Here is a 19,758-nt window from a genome sequence, read left to right as displayed (position 1 = left end):
CTAAACTATAGTCATGAAATCTATCTTATTAAAAACACAAAAAATTATTTTTGTACTCTTTGGTTTTACACTGGTTTTTGCCCAAAATAGTATGAAAATCCCTACTGATGCTGTATTTTATATGGAAGTCAACGGGAAAGAGCTTAACAACAAAATCAACTGGAATAAACTGAATCCTTTGCTGCACGAATTGAGCAAAAAGAACAAAGAAAACCTTTCGTGGACAGATTATTCCAAGACCGGGATCAAATATGATGCTGTTCAATACCATTATGCAAGCTTTAATGATTCTATTAGGGCATACAATACTCATTTTATTATTGATAATAAGGAGAAATTTCAGGAATTTATTAATTCTGTCAAGAAAAAAGGACAGGAGGTTTCTAATAAAAAGAACTATTCTTACGTAGACATCAATGATGATGTTTTTGTTGCCTGGAACGGAAACCGTGCAGTTCTTAGGATGATAAGCTATACCAAACCTTATAAAGATCTTTGGTCAGAAGAAGCTGTTACAGACAGCACTGCTGTTGCCGTTGACAGCGTTTACGCAGAAACGGGAGATACTGCTTATACTGATGAGCCGGAAAAACCTTTTGATTATAAAGAAGAAATTAAAACCCTTAAAGACGATATTAAGTATCTGAAGGAAAGCATTAAAGATAACAACAACGAGATCGCAAGAATTCAGAAAGATATCAAATACCTGCAGAAACACCATAAATATCCTGAAGAGAAGGAGAGTACTGAAAATGAAGGGGAAGTGCCTGCTGATGCTTATGCTTACGATGAAGAAGAGGATATCGCTTACAAAAAAGAACAGGATTCTATCCGCAGAGAAAACTTTAAGGTCATTAAAAAGAATGCTGAAGATCATTTTGACCAATACTTCAGTTCAAATCTGGAAATTGAAGTTCCTAAAGAAATGCTGGCATTCAGAGATGCCAATTCTGATGTTTTTGTTTATACAGACTATGGAAGAATCGTGAATGAAGGAATTTATGGCAAGATGACGAAGTTCTACAGCTATGGGCAGTTCTTTAAAAATATGTATAACTCCAACTATTCTTACAATCTGTATTTTGATAAAGATAAGGTAAGACTCGTTAATAATTATCAGCACAAAAATGCTGACATTCAAAAGAATATTTCTGCTATTTATAAAGGAAAGAAAAATAAAAAACTATTGGAATTGATCAATGAAAAAAGTGTTGGTTACTATGCTATGAACGTGAATGGAGCCAAATGTTTTGATATGATGTACAGCCTGCTTCAGGATTCCGGAGAAAACGAGTACAAAAAGGAAATGGAGCTGATTATGGAAACGATGAAAATTGTTCTGGATGAAGAGGCCATTACCAAAATAGCACCAGGAAACGGAATCTTTGTTTTGAATGAACTGAAATCTAAAAAAGTAGAGTACACCGATTATGAATATGATGCTGATTTCAACGAAAAAGAAGTAAAGAAGACTAAAGATATCGCTGTTCCTAACTTTACTTTTGCCTTTGCAACGGAGAATGAAGGCTATTGGAACCGTATTTTTGATGTAATGACTACCAATAAAAAATTGGCTAAGAGATTCTCAAAAAAAGGAAATCTTTACACCTTTAAAGAAGAAAAGAACGGAGGATATATAGATCAGTTGTTCTTCACGGTAAAAGATGGTGTTGTTTATCTAATGAGCTCGGCGGACAATATTTTACCCGTAAATCAGTCTGATATTTCCAGAAAATGGGCGAAAGATTCGGCTAAATATCCATTATCAGGAAGATTGGATATCCAAAAACTTTTGACAGGTTTAGACAAAGAATTCAAAAGTCCTAAAGAGAGAAAAGCGCTGGACGCGATCAGAAAAAATGTAGGTGAAATGTATTATAAGACAGAAGTGAAAGGAGAAAGTATCCAGACAGAAATGAATTATAATATTAAAGATTCTTCAGAAAACAGCTTGATGTATTTCTTTGATGTATTCGATCAGGTTTTTAAAACAAAAGAAACAGAAGAGAAACCACAAATTTTATAGATGAATAAAAAGAAGATTATTATCCCGTTAGTTTTATTGCTGGCTATTGCAGTATATTTTGTGGTTTTTTATAAAAATAAGAACCTCAGATATATTCCTGAAAATGCAGATGCCGTAGTTTTAATTGATATAAAGAAAGTAACGGGACAATACCTCTTCAGCCTGGCAACGCATCCTTCCCATTGGTCCGGAAGCAAAGCCAAGGGCAAGAGTTCAGGTTCTTTGAAAGACTCAGGAATCAGAATTCCGGATTTTCTACAGATCTTCCATCTTAAAGACACAAAGTTCTCAGAATGGTACAGTATTTTAGAACTGAAAGATTCTCAAAAATTCATCACCTTTTTAAAGAAACAAAACTTTGTAGATAAAGGGAATAGTCGTTTTCAGAAGGATCAGCTATTTATTATGATCAATGGAGACCATTGTGTTGCAGGGACTTCAGATCTGGCTTTTGAAAAGATTCAGAAAAATATTCTTAAGACTTCTTCAAATCCTGTTTTGGATGCAGATCAGTTTATCCATAATACGGCCGGGAGCATTTCTTTCATCTCAGGAAAGAAAATTCAAAACTTTTCTATTGAATTGCATGATAATGAAATTGAAATAAAAAACAATTCAAATCCTGAAATTTTTAACGCTGTCGCCTCCAAACTTCAGAACGGGAATCATTTTCTGGAGTTAGAATTAGATAAAGTAAACATCAGAAATTTTAGCCGTTTCTTCAATAAAAGTATCGCTGATTCCTCACAGGCTATTTACTTTAAAGCAATAGCGGATCTTGAACAGGTCAATGATACAATTATCAGCTATGAGTATGATGACAATTTCAATGAAGTTGAAAAAAAGACCTTTCAAAAAATTACCCAACCTAATTATACGCTTGATATTAAAAGTGATGATCCCCAAAAAACATGGAAGTATTTCAAATCTAAAAAGTGGGTCAACAGTGAAAATCAATTTACCGCAATTCCTTTCCAACCCAATAAAATCAGTCAAAATAATGATGATGTTGTCATAAAATCAAGCCGAAAACCAATAACATTATCACCACGTTTACAAGAAAATTATATTTTCATCAGAAACAATGCTTTATTGTATTCTTCTTTGAAAACGCTTGGTAATACTGAAAAAAGGATCATTTCAGATATAGATTATGTGTTGTATGGGAATAGGTCAAAGGATTATTGGGTGAAAATAAAAGCAAAAAACGGAGAATTACCCTTAATTTTACGGTGGTAAGCATAAAACCGAATAAAATTATCTATTAATGGCTCCATCAGATATCGCATTACTTAAAACCTTTACTCATTATTTTTTGCATCTTGTTTTTCCGATCTTTATTGCTTTGATTTTTTATCGTAAAAACTGGAAAAAGGCTTATTTTATTCTCTTGGCTACCATGCTGGTAGATCTGGACCATCTTTTTGCCAATCCGATTTTTGATCCATCGCGGGAAAGTATAGGTTTTCACTTCTTACATTCATATTATGCCATTGCGGTGTATTTTTTGCTGCTGTTTTTTAAAGGAAATATCAGAATTATAGGAATTGGGTTGCTGTTTCATATGTTCACAGATTATCAGGACTTTAACTTCTGGCCTTATTAAAATATTATTAATATTTTCTTTTGATATTGAAAATTTCATAGATTTTTTGTATTTTGTAGTCACTTATGAAACCTAAAGAATTCTTACATTATACCTATATTTTTCCTCTCCTTGCGGTAGGGTACTACTTTTTCGGACTGATGGGATCGGGTGTTCTTTATGATATTCTTGCGGGTGTTTTACTGATCGGAAGTGTATTGTCAGCAGTACACCATGCTGAAGTAGTAGCTCATAAAGTAGGGGAGCCTTTCGGAACCATTATTCTGGCTCTTTGTATCACCATTATTGAAGTCGCGCTTATCATCTCGCTGATGGTGGCCGGCGGAGATCAGGCGATCACGCTGGCCAGAGATACGGTTTTTGCCGCTGTAATGCTTATTCTTAACGGAATTCTGGGAATATGTATTCTTGTAGGCGGCGTTAAATATCATGAGCAATTCTTTGCAAGAACCTCAGCAACTACCTATCTGGTAAGTATTGTTTCAATCCTGATACTTACCCTTGTCCTTCCCAATTTTACTTCAAGTGTCAACGGACCTTTCTATAACGAAGCACAGCTTATTTTTATATCTATTGCATGTCTTGTCATCTACGGAGTGTTCCTGATGGTGCAGACTGTGCGCCACAGAAGCTATTTCATTGTTCCTGATGAGCATCCGGAAGAACATTATATTCCGTCACTGACAAAAACGCTTATCAGTTTTGGTTTTTTGGTGGTTTGCCTTGTTATTGTAGTACTCATGGCAAAAGGATTATCTGATACAATAGAAGGGATGGTACAAAGTCTTGGAGCACCAAAATCCCTTGTTGGAGTCATTATTGCAGCCGTTGTACTTCTTCCTGAAGGAGTTGCCGCAATTAGAGCAGCAAGAGCCAATCAAATACAATCCAGCTTGAATCTTGCGCTGGGTTCTGCATTGGCAAGTATCGGCCTGACTATTCCTGCTGTTTCTGCAGTATGTATCATGTATGATATTCCACTGGTATTAGGGTTAGACAAAAAGGATATTATCCTGCTTTCTTTATCCGTATTTATCGTAATGCTTTCATTAAGCCGTGGAAAAACAAATGTTCTGTACGGAACTGTTCTACTGGTGAATCTCGCAGCCTATATCTTTACAGTAATTGTTCCTTAAAAAAGCAAATTTATTATTTGAAATAAATCTTGGGTTTCGTGCCTCATATCACGCTTTCCGATCCCCTGTACCACATTATAGCCTTCTCGCCAGCTCCATTTTAAAAGCCATGAGTTTGGCTATGTTTTCGGATTTGTAGATTGCCATATCTGCGTTTTCTCCAACAAAATTTTCTTCAATAGTCGTACGCCAAAGCAAAAGCCATCTGTCAAAATGCTTCTGCTCCATTGCCTGTATTTCATTGATAGGGAAATGTACACCCATTGGATTTCCTTTATACGTCATTTGTCCAAAAAGGATAGACTCCCAAAAAGAATACATCTTGGGAAGATGTTTGTCCCAATCTACTTTAGCGATATCATTAAAGAAAAAGCTTATGGTTTCATCTTTAACGACTTTGCTGTAAAATTTATTGACTAGGTCTTCAATATCTTCTCGTGATTCAAGCTTTTTCATAGCCCAAAGTTAGTGTAAATCATATAAAAAATTACAGCCTCTAAATTGATAAATTTCATATAAACAGCATTTTAGAGTAAAATACAGGATAATCAGATGGGAAATTGGGAAAAATTAAAATTTGATTAATTCGCAAAAAAACAGATTAAAAGAGCTTATTTTTTGTAAATTTAAGTATTAAACGCTAAAAAAATTATTAAAATGATTAAAAAAATCAATTCTTTTTGGTTTCTCTTATTGATGCTTTCGGTATCATGTTCAAGAGATGAAGTGAATACTATTAATGATGATTCAGAAAAGGTGAATTCTGCTGATGTAAAGAAAGTACAGTTGACAGAGGCTGAGATGCTGCAGAAAGGCTGGAAAATTGTAGATGAGTTTAAATTGTCAGATAATAACAGTCTGAGTGTAAACAGTCCGGCTAATGAAGAGCGTGAAATCCCTTTCAAGCCTAACCATTTGAAGGATATGGGATATGATATCGGTTTTTCCGGAGAAAGAACAAGGTTGAAAAATGTTTTTGCTTACGTTGGCCAGATCCCGGATGGAATTATCTTTAATCCTGATCTTTCTGTAGATGGAGATACCCGGAATACAGCTCCTAATCCTAATGTTTCCATTGTTTTAGGAACTCCTGAGGTAACGATAAAAACCGACGGAATAGATTTGCCGGATAATGCTTATACTACGGAAGCTATTAATAATGGAGATCGTGAAAGCGAAATTACGGTATCCTATTCTTACAAAAAGGGATATTCTACCTCCTGGAAACGTACTGTTTCAGGATCATTTGAAGTAGCTGCATCTGTATCTGTTGATATTCCGTTGGTTGCAAAAGCTTCAGCAAGCACTAAAGTTGTTGTAGGAGGAGATACAACGGAAGGCACAGAAAATTCTGAAGAAATTACAGAAACCAGTACTTACAAGGCTATTGTCCCGGCACACTCTAAAAAGACCATTTCTATCCTCACGAAGCTAAAAGGATCTTCTGTAGAATACTTTGTTCCCATGAAATTGAATGGAAGATTGCAGGCTAACTTTCCTTCTCCAGTCAATGGCCATTATTATTGGGCTTTTCCTATTGAAAACTTCCCTAATTTTCTTTCTAATATACATGGAGAGTCAGGGACTGTGAAATCGGTCAGCAATGTAAGCGTTACGGTCCTGGAATCACCTGCACAAACTATATAAAGCCACTTTGATCAATATAATATAAACAGCAGAAATTCAAAACTTTCTGCTGTTTTTGTGTGTGTTGTTTTGAATACAAACATCATAAAATCCTGTGGAAAAATAATCTGTTATCTGAATGATGAATGTTAAAGAAATGATGGCTAAAAAACATAACTTTGCTTTTTTAAATATTATAAAAACAAAAGGGAAGAGCTGATCATCAACCGGCTTATTTGCAGAGAGAAATCATTATATAACACAATCAAAATGATTAAAAAATGACAGGAGGATTCAGAAAAAAGATCCGTCAGAAAAATGCGGAGAACAGTGGTTTTGGAACCAATGCATCCGGAAGATTTATCAATAAAGACGGCCTCCCGAATGTTCAGAGAAGAGGCGTGAATGTCTTCAACAGGCTAAGCTGGTATCATACCATGCTGAATCTTTCATCATTCCGCTTTATTTCCTATTTGGTTATTGCTTATATTCTTATCAATCTTCTTTTTGCAATGATCTATTACCTGATTGGTGTGGAACATCTTACAGGAATTGATAAAAGTGATCCGCTGAATGAATTTATCGACGTTTTTTTCTTCAGTTCCCAGACCTTCACAACAGTTGGATATGGAAGAATTGCTCCGGTGGGATTTTTGGCCAGCCTTGTGGCTACTTTTGAGGCTTTTTTGGGATTGCTTACCTTTGCTATTGCAACAGGGCTTTTTTACGGAAGATTTTCAAGACCAAGAGCATATCTCAGGTTTTCTGATATAGCTGTGATTGCTCCTTTTCAGGAATCTTCGGCCCTAATGTTCAGGCTGGCTCCTTATAAAAACAATGCGCTGACAGATGCAGATGTGATTCTTTCTGCAGCTATTGAAGTCATAGAAAATGGAGTTGCTAAAAGTAATTTTTACAGACTTGATACACAGTTAAATAAGATTAATACTTTAGCTCTCAACTGGACTGTGGTACATAAAATTGATGAAAACTCTCCGTTTTACGGCTTTTCTGAAGATGATTTTAAAAATACGGATATTGAACTTATCGTACAGGTACGTGCATTTGATGAAGTGTTTTCAAACACCGTAGTGCAGAGATCTTCATATACTACCGGGGAAATTGTTTACGGGGCTAAATTTGTTCCGATGTATTATCCAAGCAAAGAAAGCCTTACGACGGTTCTTGATCTTGATAAAATAAATGAGTATAAGAAAGAGGATCTTCCGGATTTTGTAAGAAATAATGAATAAATGAATTTAGATTTTTATAAAAAACAAGCGATACAAAAGCAGAAAGAACACAAGAAATTTCTGGACGGATTAAAGAAGAAACCGCCCAAAAATCTCGATTATATTGTACAGGAGACCCATGATGAAGTTTTTGATGAAATAGATTGTTTAGAATGTGCCAATTGCTGCAAAACAACCGGCCCTTTGTACACGGAAAAGGATATAGAGCGTATTTCCAAACATCTTCGTATGAAGTCTGCTGATTTTGAATCTAAGTTCTTAAGAGTAGATGAAGATAATGATAAGGTATTGCAGAATCTTCCCTGCCATTTCCTGAACAATGATAATACCTGTTCTATTTACGAAGTAAGACCTAAAGCATGCCGCGAATATCCGCATACAGACCGTAAGAAGATCTACCAGATTAATAATCTGATGCTGAAAAATACGGTTATCTGCCCGGCCGCGTTTGAATTTGTAGAAAAAATGATGAAGAATATAACGAAGTAGATTTCAAGGATGGAAGCAGGATGATGGGAGAGGGAAGCTGTTACACCAAAGAATTGATGTTTCAACTGCGATAAACTTCAAGCTTCAAGCTTCGATCCTCCAGCCAAATTATTATAATTATTTTGCAAATTCCTCTTAAATAATTATAAAGTACGTTAAATAAGCTTATTACATATAATTTTATAAATGATGCTTCGTTTAAGTTAAACAATCATTTAAATATTACATTATGAAAAAGTTATTTTTAACGGCAGCGTTTACATTAGTCGGAGTAATCGCAGTATCAGCACAATCAACACCACAAAAGCCGGCGGATACTTCTACTAATAATCCAACGACAACTCAAACCCAACAACCGAATACACAGACTACAAGTCCTTCGGATCCAAAGACTCAACAGGAAAAGACACCTGCAACTACAATGGAAACTGCTCCTGCAACTGACCCAACTGTAAGTACAACACCTACAGATGCAACGAAACCTGCAGATGCACCTAAGGAAGAAAAGAAAGACAAAAAGAAGAAAAAGTAAAAGTACTTTAGCAAACACTAGTCGGAATCCTGAAATCTTGTATTTCAGGATTTTTTTTGATCAATTTCCTCTACCCTGAATAGAAGAATCTTAGTAATCAGATCCAGCGGAAGATCTTCATGAATTGGAAACTGCACAGCTCCTTTAGAGAATTTATATTTTCTCTCTTTAAAATCTGTCTCAAAATTATGGATACCTTCAGCGCCTGGATAGAATCCGATATGCTTTTTATATCCCGCAAAATAAATTAAAGGTTTTCCTTTGTACCTGAAAGCAGGCATCTGATATCCAATATACTCTTCCAGACCAGGAACCAGTGAATGGATGGCTTGTTGTAGTTCAAGCAGTTTTTCCTGTACTTCTATGGGGAACAGAAGAATGTATTCATCAATATTTTTAAAAGCGTTTTTCATGATATAAAAATAAAAAAAAGCACTGCATATAGCAGCGCTTTCTCCTTTCACTTTTTACTTTTTTCCCATTATCCCGGGAACAGGCTATATCAAAAAAGGTCGGGAATTTTTCCCAACCTTTGTTTTTCTGTTACACAACTCCTTGAGCCAACATTGCTTCTGCTACCTTTACGAAGCCGGCAATATTTGCACCTTTCACGTAGTTTACATAACCGTCTTCATCTTTTCCGTAGTCTCTACAAGCTTTATGGATACCAATCATAATTTCCTTTAATCTTGCATCAACTTCTTCAGAAGTCCAGTTAAGACGGATAGAGTTCTGAGTCATTTCTAATCCTGATGTAGCAACACCTCCAGCATTGGAAGCTTTACCAGGAGAGAATAATACTTTATTATCTAAGAAATAGTTGATGGCGTCTAGTGTAGAAGGCATGTTAGCTGCTTCAGTTACACAAACACATCCGTTTTCAACTAATTTTCTTGCATCATCTAAATCTAATTCGTTTTGAGTTGCAGAAGGGAAAGCAACATCACACTTCACATCCCAAGGACGTTTTCCAGCATGGAATTCAGCAGAAGGATATTTTTTAGCATAATCTTCAGCTCTGTTGTTCCCTGAAGATCTAAGCTCTAATAAATAATCAATCTTTTCTCCACTGATACCGTCTTTATCATAGATGTACCCATCTGGTCCAGAGATTGTTACTACTTTAGCGCCTAGTTCAGTTGCTTTTTTGATCACTCCCCAAGCTACGTTTCCGAAACCTGATACTGTTACTGTTTTACCCTGGAAATCCTGTCCGATAGTCTTAAGCATCTGCTCAGCGAAGTATACTACACCGTATCCTGTAGCTTCAGGACGAATCAATGAACCTCCGTAAGCAAGACCTTTTCCTGTAAGAACTCCTGTAAACTCGTTTCTGATTTTCTTGTACTGTCCGAATAAATATCCGATTTCTCTTGCTCCAACACCGATATCTCCTGCAGGTACGTCTGTTTCAGGACCGATGTGTTTGCACAATTCTGTCATGAAAGCCTGGCAGAAACGCATTACTTCCATATCAGATTTTCCTTGTGGATCGAAATCTGAACCTCCTTTACCACCTCCCATTGGAAGAGTTGTTAAAGAGTTTTTGAATACTTGTTCGAAAGCTAAGAACTTAAGAACTGATAAGTTTACAGTAGGGTGGAAACGAATTCCTCCTTTGTATGGTCCAATAGCAGAGTTCATTTGAATTCTGAAACCTCTGTTAACCTGAATTTCTCCTTTGTCATCAACCCATGGAACTCTGAAAATAATAATTCTTTCAGCTTCAGCCATTCTTTCAAGCAGCTTCATTCCGGTATATTCTTTTTTAGTAGCAATGAATGGAATTACAGTTACGGCAACTTCTTTTACAGCTTGTAAGAATTCCGGTTCGTTAGGATTTTTTGCTTCAATTTTTGCAATAAACTCTTGGATTTTCTGGTCAATATTATATTGTTCCATATATTAAGGTTGAATATTATTGTCAACAAATTTAATTTTTTTTTCAAGATTCACAACACTGTATTTCAACATTGTTAAAAATTAAATAATAATGTTTCGTAATATTATTAAATTGATAATTTATGTTCAAATTTTATTAAAAATGAAATGTTATGTGTGAAATAATGCAATATTAAGAAATCATTAAATCTTAAATTGCGATGAATTGCCTCCCGGAAAATGATTTTACTTTCCCTAAAAGTTCCAATTCCAAAATTATTGGTAAAATTTTGTAGGGAGGAATATTAATTTTCTGTGACAGATCATCCAGAGAAATCTGTGGTTGGTCTTTAATAGATTGATATATTAAATATTGATTGTCAGACAATTGTATTGTGGTCTCACTATAAGGAAATAACTCTTCGATTTTTTCTTTGGGACCATTAAACCCAAGCATGCTTATAAGATCTTTTATAGTAGAAATGGCTGTTGCTTTATTATGGAAAATCAGCTGATTACATCCCTGGCTGCAGAGGTCTGTAATTTTTCCGGGAAGGGCAAAGACATCACGGTTATAATCATTGGCAAAAGCAGCAGTGCTTACAGATCCTCCTCCAAAACCAGTTTCCACCACAATGGTTGCGGGAGACATTCCTGCTACAATTCTATTCCTCTGGATGAAGTTTTCACGGTCTGGTTTTTGGGAAGAGCTGAACTCTGTGATTAATGTACCTCCTTCCTCCAAAATTTTCTCTGAAAGTTTTCTGTTTTTTGATGGATATAAATATTGGAAACCATGTGCAAGAACTGCTACAGTGGGTTTTCGATGAAGAATAGACTGTTCATGAACCTCTTTGTCAACTCCAAGAGCGAGACCGCTTACTGATGTATATCTTGAAGATTGGGTTGCTTCAAAAAAATCTTCAATAAATTTTTGACCATAGCCAGTCATATTCCGGGTTCCTACAATACTTACTTTTGACAGTGTATCATCAATCTTTCCTTTCTGATAAAGAATAGCCGGTGCATCATTACATTCATTAAGCAGTAAAGGAGTTTCACGAAGATGCTTCAGCCTGATCTGAATATTATTCTTTTCGCAAAAATTTATTTCTTCTTCTGCGAATTCCAAATGGTTGTTATTCCCAATATCTGAAACTGTTTTTTGTCCTATGCCTTCCAGTTTTTTATATTCTTTCTTTGCTCTTTTCCATGCTTCCTGAGCACTTCCAAAAGTATGGACAAGTTTATGAAAATGAATATCACCTATCTGGCTGCATTCGCGAAGGGCGATTGCATAAAAGTATTCTTCGGAAATCATGTGTGTTTTTTTCAAATGTAGTGAAATTAAGTTTTTATTTTTTCCTTAATTCATCCAAATGATCCCAGATATCATCTCTTTTTTTATATGGAAGCTCCATAAAATCTTCCGGATGGTTTTCCTTGTATTCCTGCCACAATTTATCATCCTTTTCGCTATAATAATTCGGAAATTCCCAAATGAACTTTTTCTTCTTTTCCCCAACATTTTTAAAAGCAAACGCAATAATACTTCCGACTACTGCTCCGGAAAGATGGGCCTGCCATGAAATTTTACTCGGTTCCTGCATGTTATAAAACAGCTCTTCAGGCAGCATTCCCCAGATTAAACTTCCATAATAAAGTACAACAAGCATTGAAATGGTAAGAAGTTTTGTATTCCATTTAAATACCCCGCTGAAAAAAAGGAAGAAGGCAAGAACATAGACTACACCACTGGCTCCGATGGTACAGGTGTACATATATTCGCCAGAGAAAATGTCAATAGGAGGAAGAAGCCATACTAAAAGCCCTGTTGCCAGCCAGCCGATAATAAAAACTTTATTTGCTACGATTGGGTAAAACTGATAGAGCAAAAACATAAGTGCGGCTATCGGAATAGAATTTCCTATAATATGATCGATGTTTCCATGCAAAAGAGGAGAAGTAACTATACCCAGCAGCCCTTCAGGCAAAAGCGGTATAATCGCTCCAAAACAGCTTTGAAAAAAGCCCTGCATTTGTAAAAAATACCCAAACCACATCGCAGAAAGCATCAGCAATGGGTAGATAATCGCTCTTTTGGAAATTGCATTTTTAAACATGAGGATTTTACGTCAAATCAAAAGCCAATAATAAATTTCGGAAAATTTGTCGATGAATCAATTTCTACTTCCTTGATTTTAAGACAAAAGGTGTCAAATTTATTTTTTAAACTTATTATTTTGGCATTGATTTTATAGAGATATGTTATTGTTAGGTATTAAACTTTATGAATTAGGATTCTTTAAAGCTGAATTTACCTTTAAAAAAAATTATATTAATACTTTTGCATTGAAAATTATTTGAGTAATGAAGAAGTTTTTATTGATTCTTTCCTTTTTTATGGGGATTTATGCAAGTGCACAAGAAGAATTGAAGAAAGATTCTGTTGTGGTAGACACAGTAAAATACTGGTCAGTTTTAGGAAAAAACACTTTAATGATCAATCAGGCAGCCTTTTCAAACTGGGTAGGAGGTGGAGCCAATAACGTGGGATGGCTTGCTGGTATCAATTATAACATAACTTATGAAAAAGACAAAGATCTTTGGGAGAATATTGTTATCCTAGGTTATGGACAAAATGATACGAAGGGGCTTGGAATAAGAAAGACTCAGGATGTTATTAATGTTTCTACAAATTACGGGAGGAAGTTTTCAAAAAGCTGGTATTTCTCTGGTGGAGTAGGGCTGCAGTCCCAGTTTGCCGCAGGGTATGAAGATGGGAATAACCCTGAAGCAAAGAAAATATCGAATTTTATGGCACCAGGTTACGTGAATGTCGGTATGGGTATCACCTACAGACCTAATGACGATCTTACGGTTACTTTACGTCCTGTCAATGCCAGATGGACTTTTGTATTGGATAAAGATCTTCAGACCGCAGGAAGTTATGGTTTGAAAAGTGATGGTGATTCTTCTTTATTGCAGTTCGGTTTCCTGGGAACGGCAATTTATAAGCTGAAAATAATGGAAGATATTTATTTAACGAATACTGCTTCGGTCTTCTCGAATTACCTTGACCGTCCGGACAGATTGGTTCTCGCTTACGGTGCGCTGTTAAACCTTAAAGTAAACAAATATATTTCCTCCAATGTGACGGTTGATTTGCTGTATGATCACAACCAAATCGAAAAAACTCAGCTGAAACAAACCCTTGGAATCGGCTTCGCTTATACCATTGATAATGGTGTGAAACGTTCTGACCGTAAGGACAGTCAATGGTGGATTAAAAAATAATATAACTATATCAATTCTAATATAAAAACACTTCAGAAATGAGGTGTTTTTTGTTTTTTAAATACTGTCATTTTAAGTTGACTTAAGTTTGGGATGCAATATAGTGTTGTTTAAATGATTTGTTTTCATTGTATTACAGGCGAAAAATCAATTATGTTAAATTCATTTTAAAGTGAATTTTATTTAGACGTAGATTATTATTTATACATTTGTAATAAATCATTATTATGAAAAAACTTTTATTGATCAGTTCCATTTCTTTTGGAGCGATAGCTTTGGCGCAAGAAACTAAAACAGAGGCTCCGGCAGCAGATACCGTTAAAGCCTGGTCTATTCAAGGACAAAATACATTAATGCTTAACCAGGCTGCCTTTTCAAACTGGGTAGGAGGGGGAGCCAACAACGTAGGATGGCTTGCTGGTGTCAATTATAACCTGACTTATGAGAAAGGGAAAGATCTTTGGGAAAATATCATTATTCTGGGCTACGGACAGAATAATACCCAGGGAACAGGTGTGCGAAAAACTCAGGATGTTATCAATCTTTCTACAAACTATGGTAGAAAATTTGCTGAAAGCTGGTATTTCTCAGTAGGAGCCGGTCTTCAGACTCAGTTTGCTCCGGGATATGAAGATGGGAACAACCCTGATGCTAAAAAGATTTCCAATTTCATGGCTCCGGGATATCTGAATGTGGGTGCAGGGGTTACCTATCGTCCTAATGATAATTTGACCGTAACATTACGTCCTGCCAACGCGAGATGGACTTTTGTTTTAGATAAGGATCTCCAGACTGCCGGAACGTATGGCCTTAAAAATGATGGTGATTCATCACTTTTCCAGTTCGGTTTCCTTGGTACTGCCATTTATAAGATCAAAATCATGGAGAATATTAATCTGACCAATACAGCGTCTGTATTTTCAAATTATCTGGATCATCCGGATAGATTGGTATTGGCTTATGGAGCGGTCTTAAATATGAAGATTAATAAATATATTTCATCCAATATTACCCTGGATCTGCTGTATGACCATAACCAGATCTGGAAAACACAGCTGAAGCAGACATTGGGCGTAGGTTTGGCTTACAATTTTGATAATGGTAAGAAACGTTCAGATAATAAGGATAACCAAGGCTGGCTAAAGAAATAAACAAGATAAGATACCCGTAAGAAATAAAAAAAGCACTTCAAAAAGAAGTGCTTTTTCGTATCAATATATATAAGTCTTAGAATTCTATATCTACTCCTAGTTTCTCTGCCAATAGCTTTGAAATTTTCTCTTTTAGAGGCTCTATATCAATATTTTGCATGGCATCATTTGCGAAAGCATATAAAAGTAATGCCTGAGCTTCTTTTTTAGAGATTCCTCTTGCTCTCAGGTAGAATAAAGCATCTTTATTCAGCTGACCTACCGTACATCCGTGAGAACATTTTACGTCATCTGCAAAGATCTCCAACTGAGGTTTTGTATCAATGCTTGCTCCTTCACTTAGCAACACGTTATTGTTTTGCTGATAAGCGTTTGTTTTCTGAGCAATTTTATCTACAAAAACTTTTCCGTTGAAAACTCCGTGGGCATTGCCATCGAAGATTCCTTTATAGTTCTGATAGCTTTCACAGTTCGGGAAGTTATGGTGAACTGCCGTGTGGTGGTCTACCAACTGATCTTTCCCGATGATTGTGATTCCGTTCATGAATGAATTGATGTTTGATCCATTATGAATAAAATCAAGGTTGTTTCTTACCAGTTTACCTCCGAAAGAGAACGTGTTTACAGTGGTTAAGCTGTCTTTTTCCTGTCTTGCGAACGTACTGTCGATAAGATAGGTTGTGTTGTTGTCATTCTGAAGCTTGTGCCAGTCAGCTTTTGCATTGGGATATGTAAAGATTTCCGTTACAGAGTTTGTCAATACATAGGCGCTGTCAAAATTATGATGGCTTTCAATTACTTCTACTTTGGCTCCTTCTTCTACAATCAAAAGGTTTCTTGTATTGTAGAACGTATTCTCTTCCTGATTCTGAGAAATATAAAAAACGTGGATTGGTTTTTCAATCACTACATTTTTAGGAACTTTCAAAAAGAAACCGTATTTGCAGTAAGCAAGATTTAAGTTTGTAAAAGCTTGATCTTTAGAAGCAATAGTGTTGAAGTATTTTTCAAAAACCTCTTTATGCTTCTCATCATTCAATGCATAGTTGAATGAAAGGAATTCTACATTTTCAATAGAAACTTTTGAAAGTTCCTTGTGAAGTTTACCATTTACAAAAACAATCCAATCAAAGTTTTCTTCTCCAAGGTGCAGTTCATCAAATTGCTCTTTGGTGATATTGTGGCTCTCCTTCGGGAAGAAGTTGTAGCTTTTTTCCGTGATTTCCTTTAGATTGGTATATTTATATTCTTCGTCTTTTTTTGTCGGAAAACCAACATTTTGAAACCTCTGAAGAGCTGCTTTTCTACTGTCATCCAGAAATCTGTGACGAAGACTCTCCAAAAATTCATTATGGTTCTCTATAATTTGTTCTTTTAATGCCATTACTGGTATATCTGTGGTTTGCACCATTTTTTCTTTTTTTATTAACTAAAATATTGTTATTCCGAGGAATAGGGAACCCAATTTTAATAGTAGAGATTCTTCTTTTTACAGGGTTTATGAATAACTGTGAAAATTATAATCTCTGAAATAATATATTTTCTTCTTAGTTAAGAAGCCAGTCGTAACCTTTTGCTTCAAGTTCTAATGCTAAAGATTTGTCACCGGTCTTGATGATTTTTCCATCTGCTAAAACATGAACGAAGTCAGGTTGAATATAATTAAGCAATCTCTGATAGTGCGTAATCAAAAGAACTGCATTTCCTTCATTTTTAAAGTGATTTACCCCATCTGCAACGATTCTCAAAGCATCAATATCCAATCCGGAATCAGTTTCATCAAGAATAGCCAGTTTAGGATTAAGCATCATCATCTGGAAGATCTCATTTCTTTTCTTTTCACCTCCTGAGAATCCCTCGTTTAATGATCTTGAAAGGAAATCTTTCTTGATACCCAGTTTTTCGGATTTTTCACGGATTAATGCAAGCATTTCTTTTGCCGGCATTTCTTCCAATCCGTTTGCTTTTCTTGTTTCGTTCAAAGCAGCTTTGATAAAGTTTGTCACAGAAACTCCCGGAATTTCCACTGGATACTGGAAAGAAAGGAAAATTCCTTTGTGAGCTCTATCTTCAGGGGCATCTTCAACGATATCTTCTCCCTGGAAAAGAATTTCTCCACCAGTCACTTCGTAATCTTCTTTACCAGCGATTACAGAAGAAAGGGTAGATTTCCCAGCTCCGTTCGGCCCCATGATAGCGTGAACTTCGCCTGGCTTTATTTCAAGATTAATACCTTTTAATATTTCTGCGCCATCTTCAATTTTGGCGTGAAGGTTTTTAATTTCTAACATTTTATTTGCTTAAACAAATTATTTTTGAATTCTATATACTAAACTTTCAGGTTGACCAGGGACATCATTCAGTGTCCCGATTTGTATCATACCTGCCTTTTCCAATACTTTAACAGAAGCTATATTACTGGGACGGACAATGGCGAATATTTCTTCTTTACTGTCTTCGTTTAACCCAAAATCTATAGCTTTCTTTGTGAATTCTGTGGCGTATCCTTTCCCCCATGCCTCGGAAGCAAAACGATAGCCTAAATTCAATTTTTCTTCTTCTCCGTAGAGTTTATAGCTCAATCCTCCAAAACCTATTATATTTTCTGGATCATCCTTTTCAACAATCACCCAGCCTCCAAAACTGTACTTTTCCCAATGATCAAGCATTCTTGTAAATGTGCTTTCTGCTTTTTCAAAACTCATTGGTCCGCCTGGATTATGAATATTGGTTTGAGGATCATGATTAATTTCAAAGAATCTTTCAAAATCTTCTTTTGTAGGTTTTCTTAAAATTAATCTTTCTGTAGCTATCATATTTTCTTATCCTACTGAACCTTCTAATGAAATTTCAAGTAATTTCTGTGCTTCAATAGCAAATTCCATTGGAAGCTTGTTCAAAACTTCTTTACTGAAACCATTCACGATCAAAGCAATTGCTCTTTCCGTATCAATACCTCTTTGGTTACAGTAGAAAATCTGATCTTCCCCGATTTTTGAAGTCGTTGCCTCGTGCTCTAACTGTGCAGTAGGATCTTTGATTTCAATATATGGGAAAGTGTGAGCTCCACATTCATTACCCATCAATAAAGAGTCACATTGAGAAAAGTTTCTTGCTCCTTTTGCTGAAGGCATTACTTTCACCTGTCCTCTGTATGAGTTTTGAGATTTTCCTGCAGAAATACCCTTGGAAATAATCGTTGATCTGGTATTCTTTCCAATGTGGATCATTTTCGTTCCTGTATCTGCATACTGGTGGTTGTTGGTTACCGCAATAGAGTAGAACTCTCCAATAGAATTATCTCCTTTCAGAATACAAGAAGGATATTTCCATGTTACTGCTGAACCTGTTTCTACCTGAGTCCAGGAGATTTTTGCATTTCTTTCGCAAAGTCCTCTCTTCGTTACAAAGTTGAATACCCCTCCTTTACCTTCTTCATTACCGGGATACCAGTTCTGAACTGTAGAATATTTGATCTCCGCTCCGTCCAAAGCGATCAGTTCCACTACCGCAGCGTGAAGCTGGTTTTCATCTCTTGATGGTGCTGTACACCCTTCAAGATAAGAAACGTAACTTCCCTCATCAGCTATAAGAAGTGTTCTTTCAAACTGTCCTGTTCCTGCCTGGTTGATACGGAAATAAGTGGAAAGCTCCATTGGGCATTTTACGCCTTTGGGAATATAACAGAAACTTCCGTCAGAGAAAACTGCGGAATTCAATGCTGCGTAGAAATTATCTCCTCTCGGAACTACTTTTCCAAGATGTTTTCTTACTAAGTCAGGGTGGTTTTTAATGGCCTCAGAGATTGAACAGAAAATAATTCCTTTCTCTGCCAATGTATCCTGGAAAGTAGTTTTCACAGAAATTGAGTCCATTACGATATCTACGGCAACTCCTGAAAGTCTTTTTTGCTCTTCGATATTGATCCCTAATTTTGCAAAAGTTGCTAATAATTCAGGATCTACTTCGTCAAGACTTGCCAGTTCCGGCTTTACTTTAGGTGCAGCATAGTAACGGATTGCTTGAAAATCCGGTTTCTCATACTTGATATTCGCCCAGTTAGGCTCTACCATTTTCAACCAGATTTTGAAAGATTCCAGTCGCCATTCAGTCATCCATTCCGGCTCTTCTTTTTTAGCAGAGATCGCACGGATGATATCCTCATTTAAACCGATCGGGAAATCTTCATAATCAATCTTCGTTTCCCAACCGAATTCATATTTTTTATTTTCTAGATCGACCCTTAAATCGTCTTCTGTATATTTACTCATTATTATTTTTTAGATTTCAGATGGTAGATTTCAGCATTCAGAATGGCTCTGATATCTGTTATCTAGTATCTAATGTCTTTTCTCTAAAGACTAAATGATTCTCCACATCCACATGTTCTGGATGCATTCGGGTTGTTAAATACAAACCCTTTTCCGTTCAATCCTCCTGAATACTCAAGAGTTGTTCCTGCCAAATAAAGGATGGATTTTTTATCTATAATAATTTTGATGTTATTATCTTCAAAAATCTGATCTGTGTCTGTTTTTTGGTTATCAAACTTTAAAACATACTCTAAACCAGAGCATCCGCCGCTTTTCACCCCTACTCTTATATAATCTTCAGCAGGGTTAAAGCCATCTTCAGTCATCAACTGGATAGCTTTCTCCTTTGCATAGTCTGATACTTTTATCATTGTATTTATTTAGAATGATTTAATGATGCAAAAATACGAACTAATTTCCGCAATCTCAAATCGAAGATATCTATTTT

Annotated in this window: 20 protein-coding genes; 10 read left to right on the top strand and 10 right to left on the bottom strand. The window is 35.8% G+C overall.

The features are described from left to right. Positions 1–13 precede the first annotated feature (13 nt). The 4 genes from ACTJIP_RS16425 to ACTJIP_RS16410 all read left to right on the top strand — a co-directional run bounded on the left by ACTJIP_RS16425 (position 14) and on the right by ACTJIP_RS16410 (position 4,768). Entirely contained in the window at positions 14–2,026 is a 2,013-nt protein-coding gene (locus ACTJIP_RS16425) for a hypothetical protein (protein ID WP_077413343.1), read from the top strand. Continuing rightward, entirely contained in the window at positions 2,027–3,265 is a 1,239-nt protein-coding gene (locus ACTJIP_RS16420) for a hypothetical protein (RefSeq protein ID WP_440704842.1), read from the top strand. A 28-nt stretch (positions 3,266–3,293) separates the two neighbouring features. Next, positions 3,294–3,632, top strand: coding sequence for a DUF6122 family protein (locus ACTJIP_RS16415; RefSeq protein WP_180564924.1), 339 nt, complete (start codon positions 3,294–3,296; stop codon positions 3,630–3,632). A gap of 65 nt (positions 3,633–3,697) precedes the next feature. Next, positions 3,698–4,768, top strand: a complete 1,071-nt coding sequence (locus ACTJIP_RS16410) for a calcium:proton antiporter (protein WP_426481164.1) — start codon at positions 3,698–3,700, stop codon at positions 4,766–4,768. A gap of 75 nt (positions 4,769–4,843) precedes the next feature. Here ACTJIP_RS16410 and ACTJIP_RS16405 read toward each other — a convergent pair whose 3' ends face one another. Further along, on the bottom strand, positions 4,844–5,224 hold the full coding sequence (locus tag ACTJIP_RS16405) for a group III truncated hemoglobin (RefSeq protein WP_180564925.1): 381 nt from the start codon (positions 5,222–5,224) through the stop codon (positions 4,844–4,846). A 201-nt stretch (positions 5,225–5,425) separates the two neighbouring features. On the opposite strand from ACTJIP_RS16405, the gene ACTJIP_RS16400 reads away from it, so the two are divergent. The 4 genes from ACTJIP_RS16400 to ACTJIP_RS16385 all read left to right on the top strand — a co-directional run bounded on the left by ACTJIP_RS16400 (position 5,426) and on the right by ACTJIP_RS16385 (position 8,668). Next, positions 5,426–6,415, top strand: coding sequence for a hypothetical protein (locus ACTJIP_RS16400; RefSeq protein WP_219072029.1), 990 nt, complete (start codon positions 5,426–5,428; stop codon positions 6,413–6,415). A gap of 260 nt (positions 6,416–6,675) precedes the next feature. Next, complete coding sequence (locus tag ACTJIP_RS16395) at positions 6,676–7,647, top strand: ion channel (protein WP_180564926.1); 972 nt, start codon at positions 6,676–6,678, stop codon at positions 7,645–7,647. Beyond that, the gene (locus ACTJIP_RS16390; RefSeq protein ID WP_180564927.1) at positions 7,648–8,136 is read left to right on the top strand and encodes a YkgJ family cysteine cluster protein; all 489 of its coding nucleotides are present in this window, start codon (positions 7,648–7,650) and stop codon (positions 8,134–8,136) included. It abuts the gene before it with no gap. A 229-nt stretch (positions 8,137–8,365) separates the two neighbouring features. Next, positions 8,366–8,668 carry a hypothetical protein gene (locus ACTJIP_RS16385; protein WP_077413351.1) on the top strand — a complete coding sequence of 101 codons (303 nt, stop codon included), beginning with the start codon at positions 8,366–8,368 and terminating at the stop codon, positions 8,666–8,668. A gap of 44 nt (positions 8,669–8,712) precedes the next feature. On the opposite strand, the gene ACTJIP_RS16380 is transcribed toward ACTJIP_RS16385, so the two are convergent. The 4 genes from ACTJIP_RS16380 to ACTJIP_RS16365 form a co-directional block, all read right to left on the bottom strand. Then, positions 8,713–9,081 (bottom strand): iron chaperone, encoded by a 369-nt coding sequence (locus tag ACTJIP_RS16380; protein WP_180564928.1) that lies wholly within the window; start codon positions 9,079–9,081, stop codon positions 8,713–8,715. Between the two features lie 130 nt (positions 9,082–9,211). Beyond that, positions 9,212–10,570, bottom strand: coding sequence for an NADP-specific glutamate dehydrogenase (gdhA, locus tag ACTJIP_RS16375; protein WP_047376148.1), 1,359 nt, complete (start codon positions 10,568–10,570; stop codon positions 9,212–9,214). Between the two features lie 190 nt (positions 10,571–10,760). Continuing rightward, the gene (gene dprA, locus ACTJIP_RS16370; RefSeq protein ID WP_077413353.1) at positions 10,761–11,870 is read right to left on the bottom strand and encodes a DNA-processing protein DprA; all 1,110 of its coding nucleotides are present in this window, start codon (positions 11,868–11,870) and stop codon (positions 10,761–10,763) included. A gap of 34 nt (positions 11,871–11,904) precedes the next feature. Next, on the bottom strand, positions 11,905–12,672 hold the full coding sequence (locus tag ACTJIP_RS16365) for a rhomboid family intramembrane serine protease (RefSeq protein WP_077413354.1): 768 nt from the start codon (positions 12,670–12,672) through the stop codon (positions 11,905–11,907). A 247-nt stretch (positions 12,673–12,919) separates the two neighbouring features. Here ACTJIP_RS16365 and ACTJIP_RS16360 point away from each other — a divergent pair, with 247 nt between their 5' ends. Both ACTJIP_RS16360 and ACTJIP_RS16355 read left to right on the top strand, forming a co-directional pair. Continuing rightward, complete coding sequence (locus ACTJIP_RS16360) at positions 12,920–13,846, top strand: DUF3078 domain-containing protein (RefSeq protein WP_077413355.1); 927 nt, start codon at positions 12,920–12,922, stop codon at positions 13,844–13,846. A 227-nt stretch (positions 13,847–14,073) separates the two neighbouring features. Next, positions 14,074–14,997 (top strand): DUF3078 domain-containing protein, encoded by a 924-nt coding sequence (locus ACTJIP_RS16355; RefSeq protein ID WP_219072033.1) that lies wholly within the window; start codon positions 14,074–14,076, stop codon positions 14,995–14,997. Between the two features lie 76 nt (positions 14,998–15,073). Here ACTJIP_RS16355 and sufD read toward each other — a convergent pair whose 3' ends face one another. The 5 genes from sufD to ACTJIP_RS16330 all read right to left on the bottom strand — a co-directional run bounded on the left by sufD (position 15,074) and on the right by ACTJIP_RS16330 (position 19,681). After that, a complete protein-coding gene (gene sufD, locus ACTJIP_RS16350; protein ID WP_077413671.1) occupies positions 15,074–16,381 on the bottom strand; it encodes a Fe-S cluster assembly protein SufD in 1,308 nt (435 codons plus the stop codon). A 163-nt stretch (positions 16,382–16,544) separates the two neighbouring features. Beyond that, complete coding sequence (sufC, locus tag ACTJIP_RS16345; protein WP_077413357.1) at positions 16,545–17,288, bottom strand: Fe-S cluster assembly ATPase SufC; 744 nt, start codon at positions 17,286–17,288, stop codon at positions 16,545–16,547. A gap of 18 nt (positions 17,289–17,306) precedes the next feature. Next, on the bottom strand, positions 17,307–17,813 hold the full coding sequence (locus ACTJIP_RS16340) for a GNAT family N-acetyltransferase (protein ID WP_077413358.1): 507 nt from the start codon (positions 17,811–17,813) through the stop codon (positions 17,307–17,309). Positions 17,814–17,819: 6 nt separating this feature from the next. After that, entirely contained in the window at positions 17,820–19,268 is a 1,449-nt protein-coding gene (gene sufB / locus ACTJIP_RS16335) for a Fe-S cluster assembly protein SufB (RefSeq protein WP_077413359.1), read from the bottom strand. Positions 19,269–19,351: 83 nt separating this feature from the next. Further along, positions 19,352–19,681, bottom strand: a complete 330-nt coding sequence (locus ACTJIP_RS16330) for a HesB/IscA family protein (RefSeq protein ID WP_027372006.1) — start codon at positions 19,679–19,681, stop codon at positions 19,352–19,354. Positions 19,682–19,758: the final 77 nt, after the last annotated feature.

The sequence above is a fragment of the Chryseobacterium sp. 22543 genome (genome assembly GCF_052044565.1).
Taxonomy (GTDB): domain Bacteria; phylum Bacteroidota; class Bacteroidia; order Flavobacteriales; family Weeksellaceae; genus Chryseobacterium.
The sequence above is the reverse complement of the archived record's forward strand: the minus strand, read 5'-3'. Positions and strand labels throughout refer to the sequence as shown.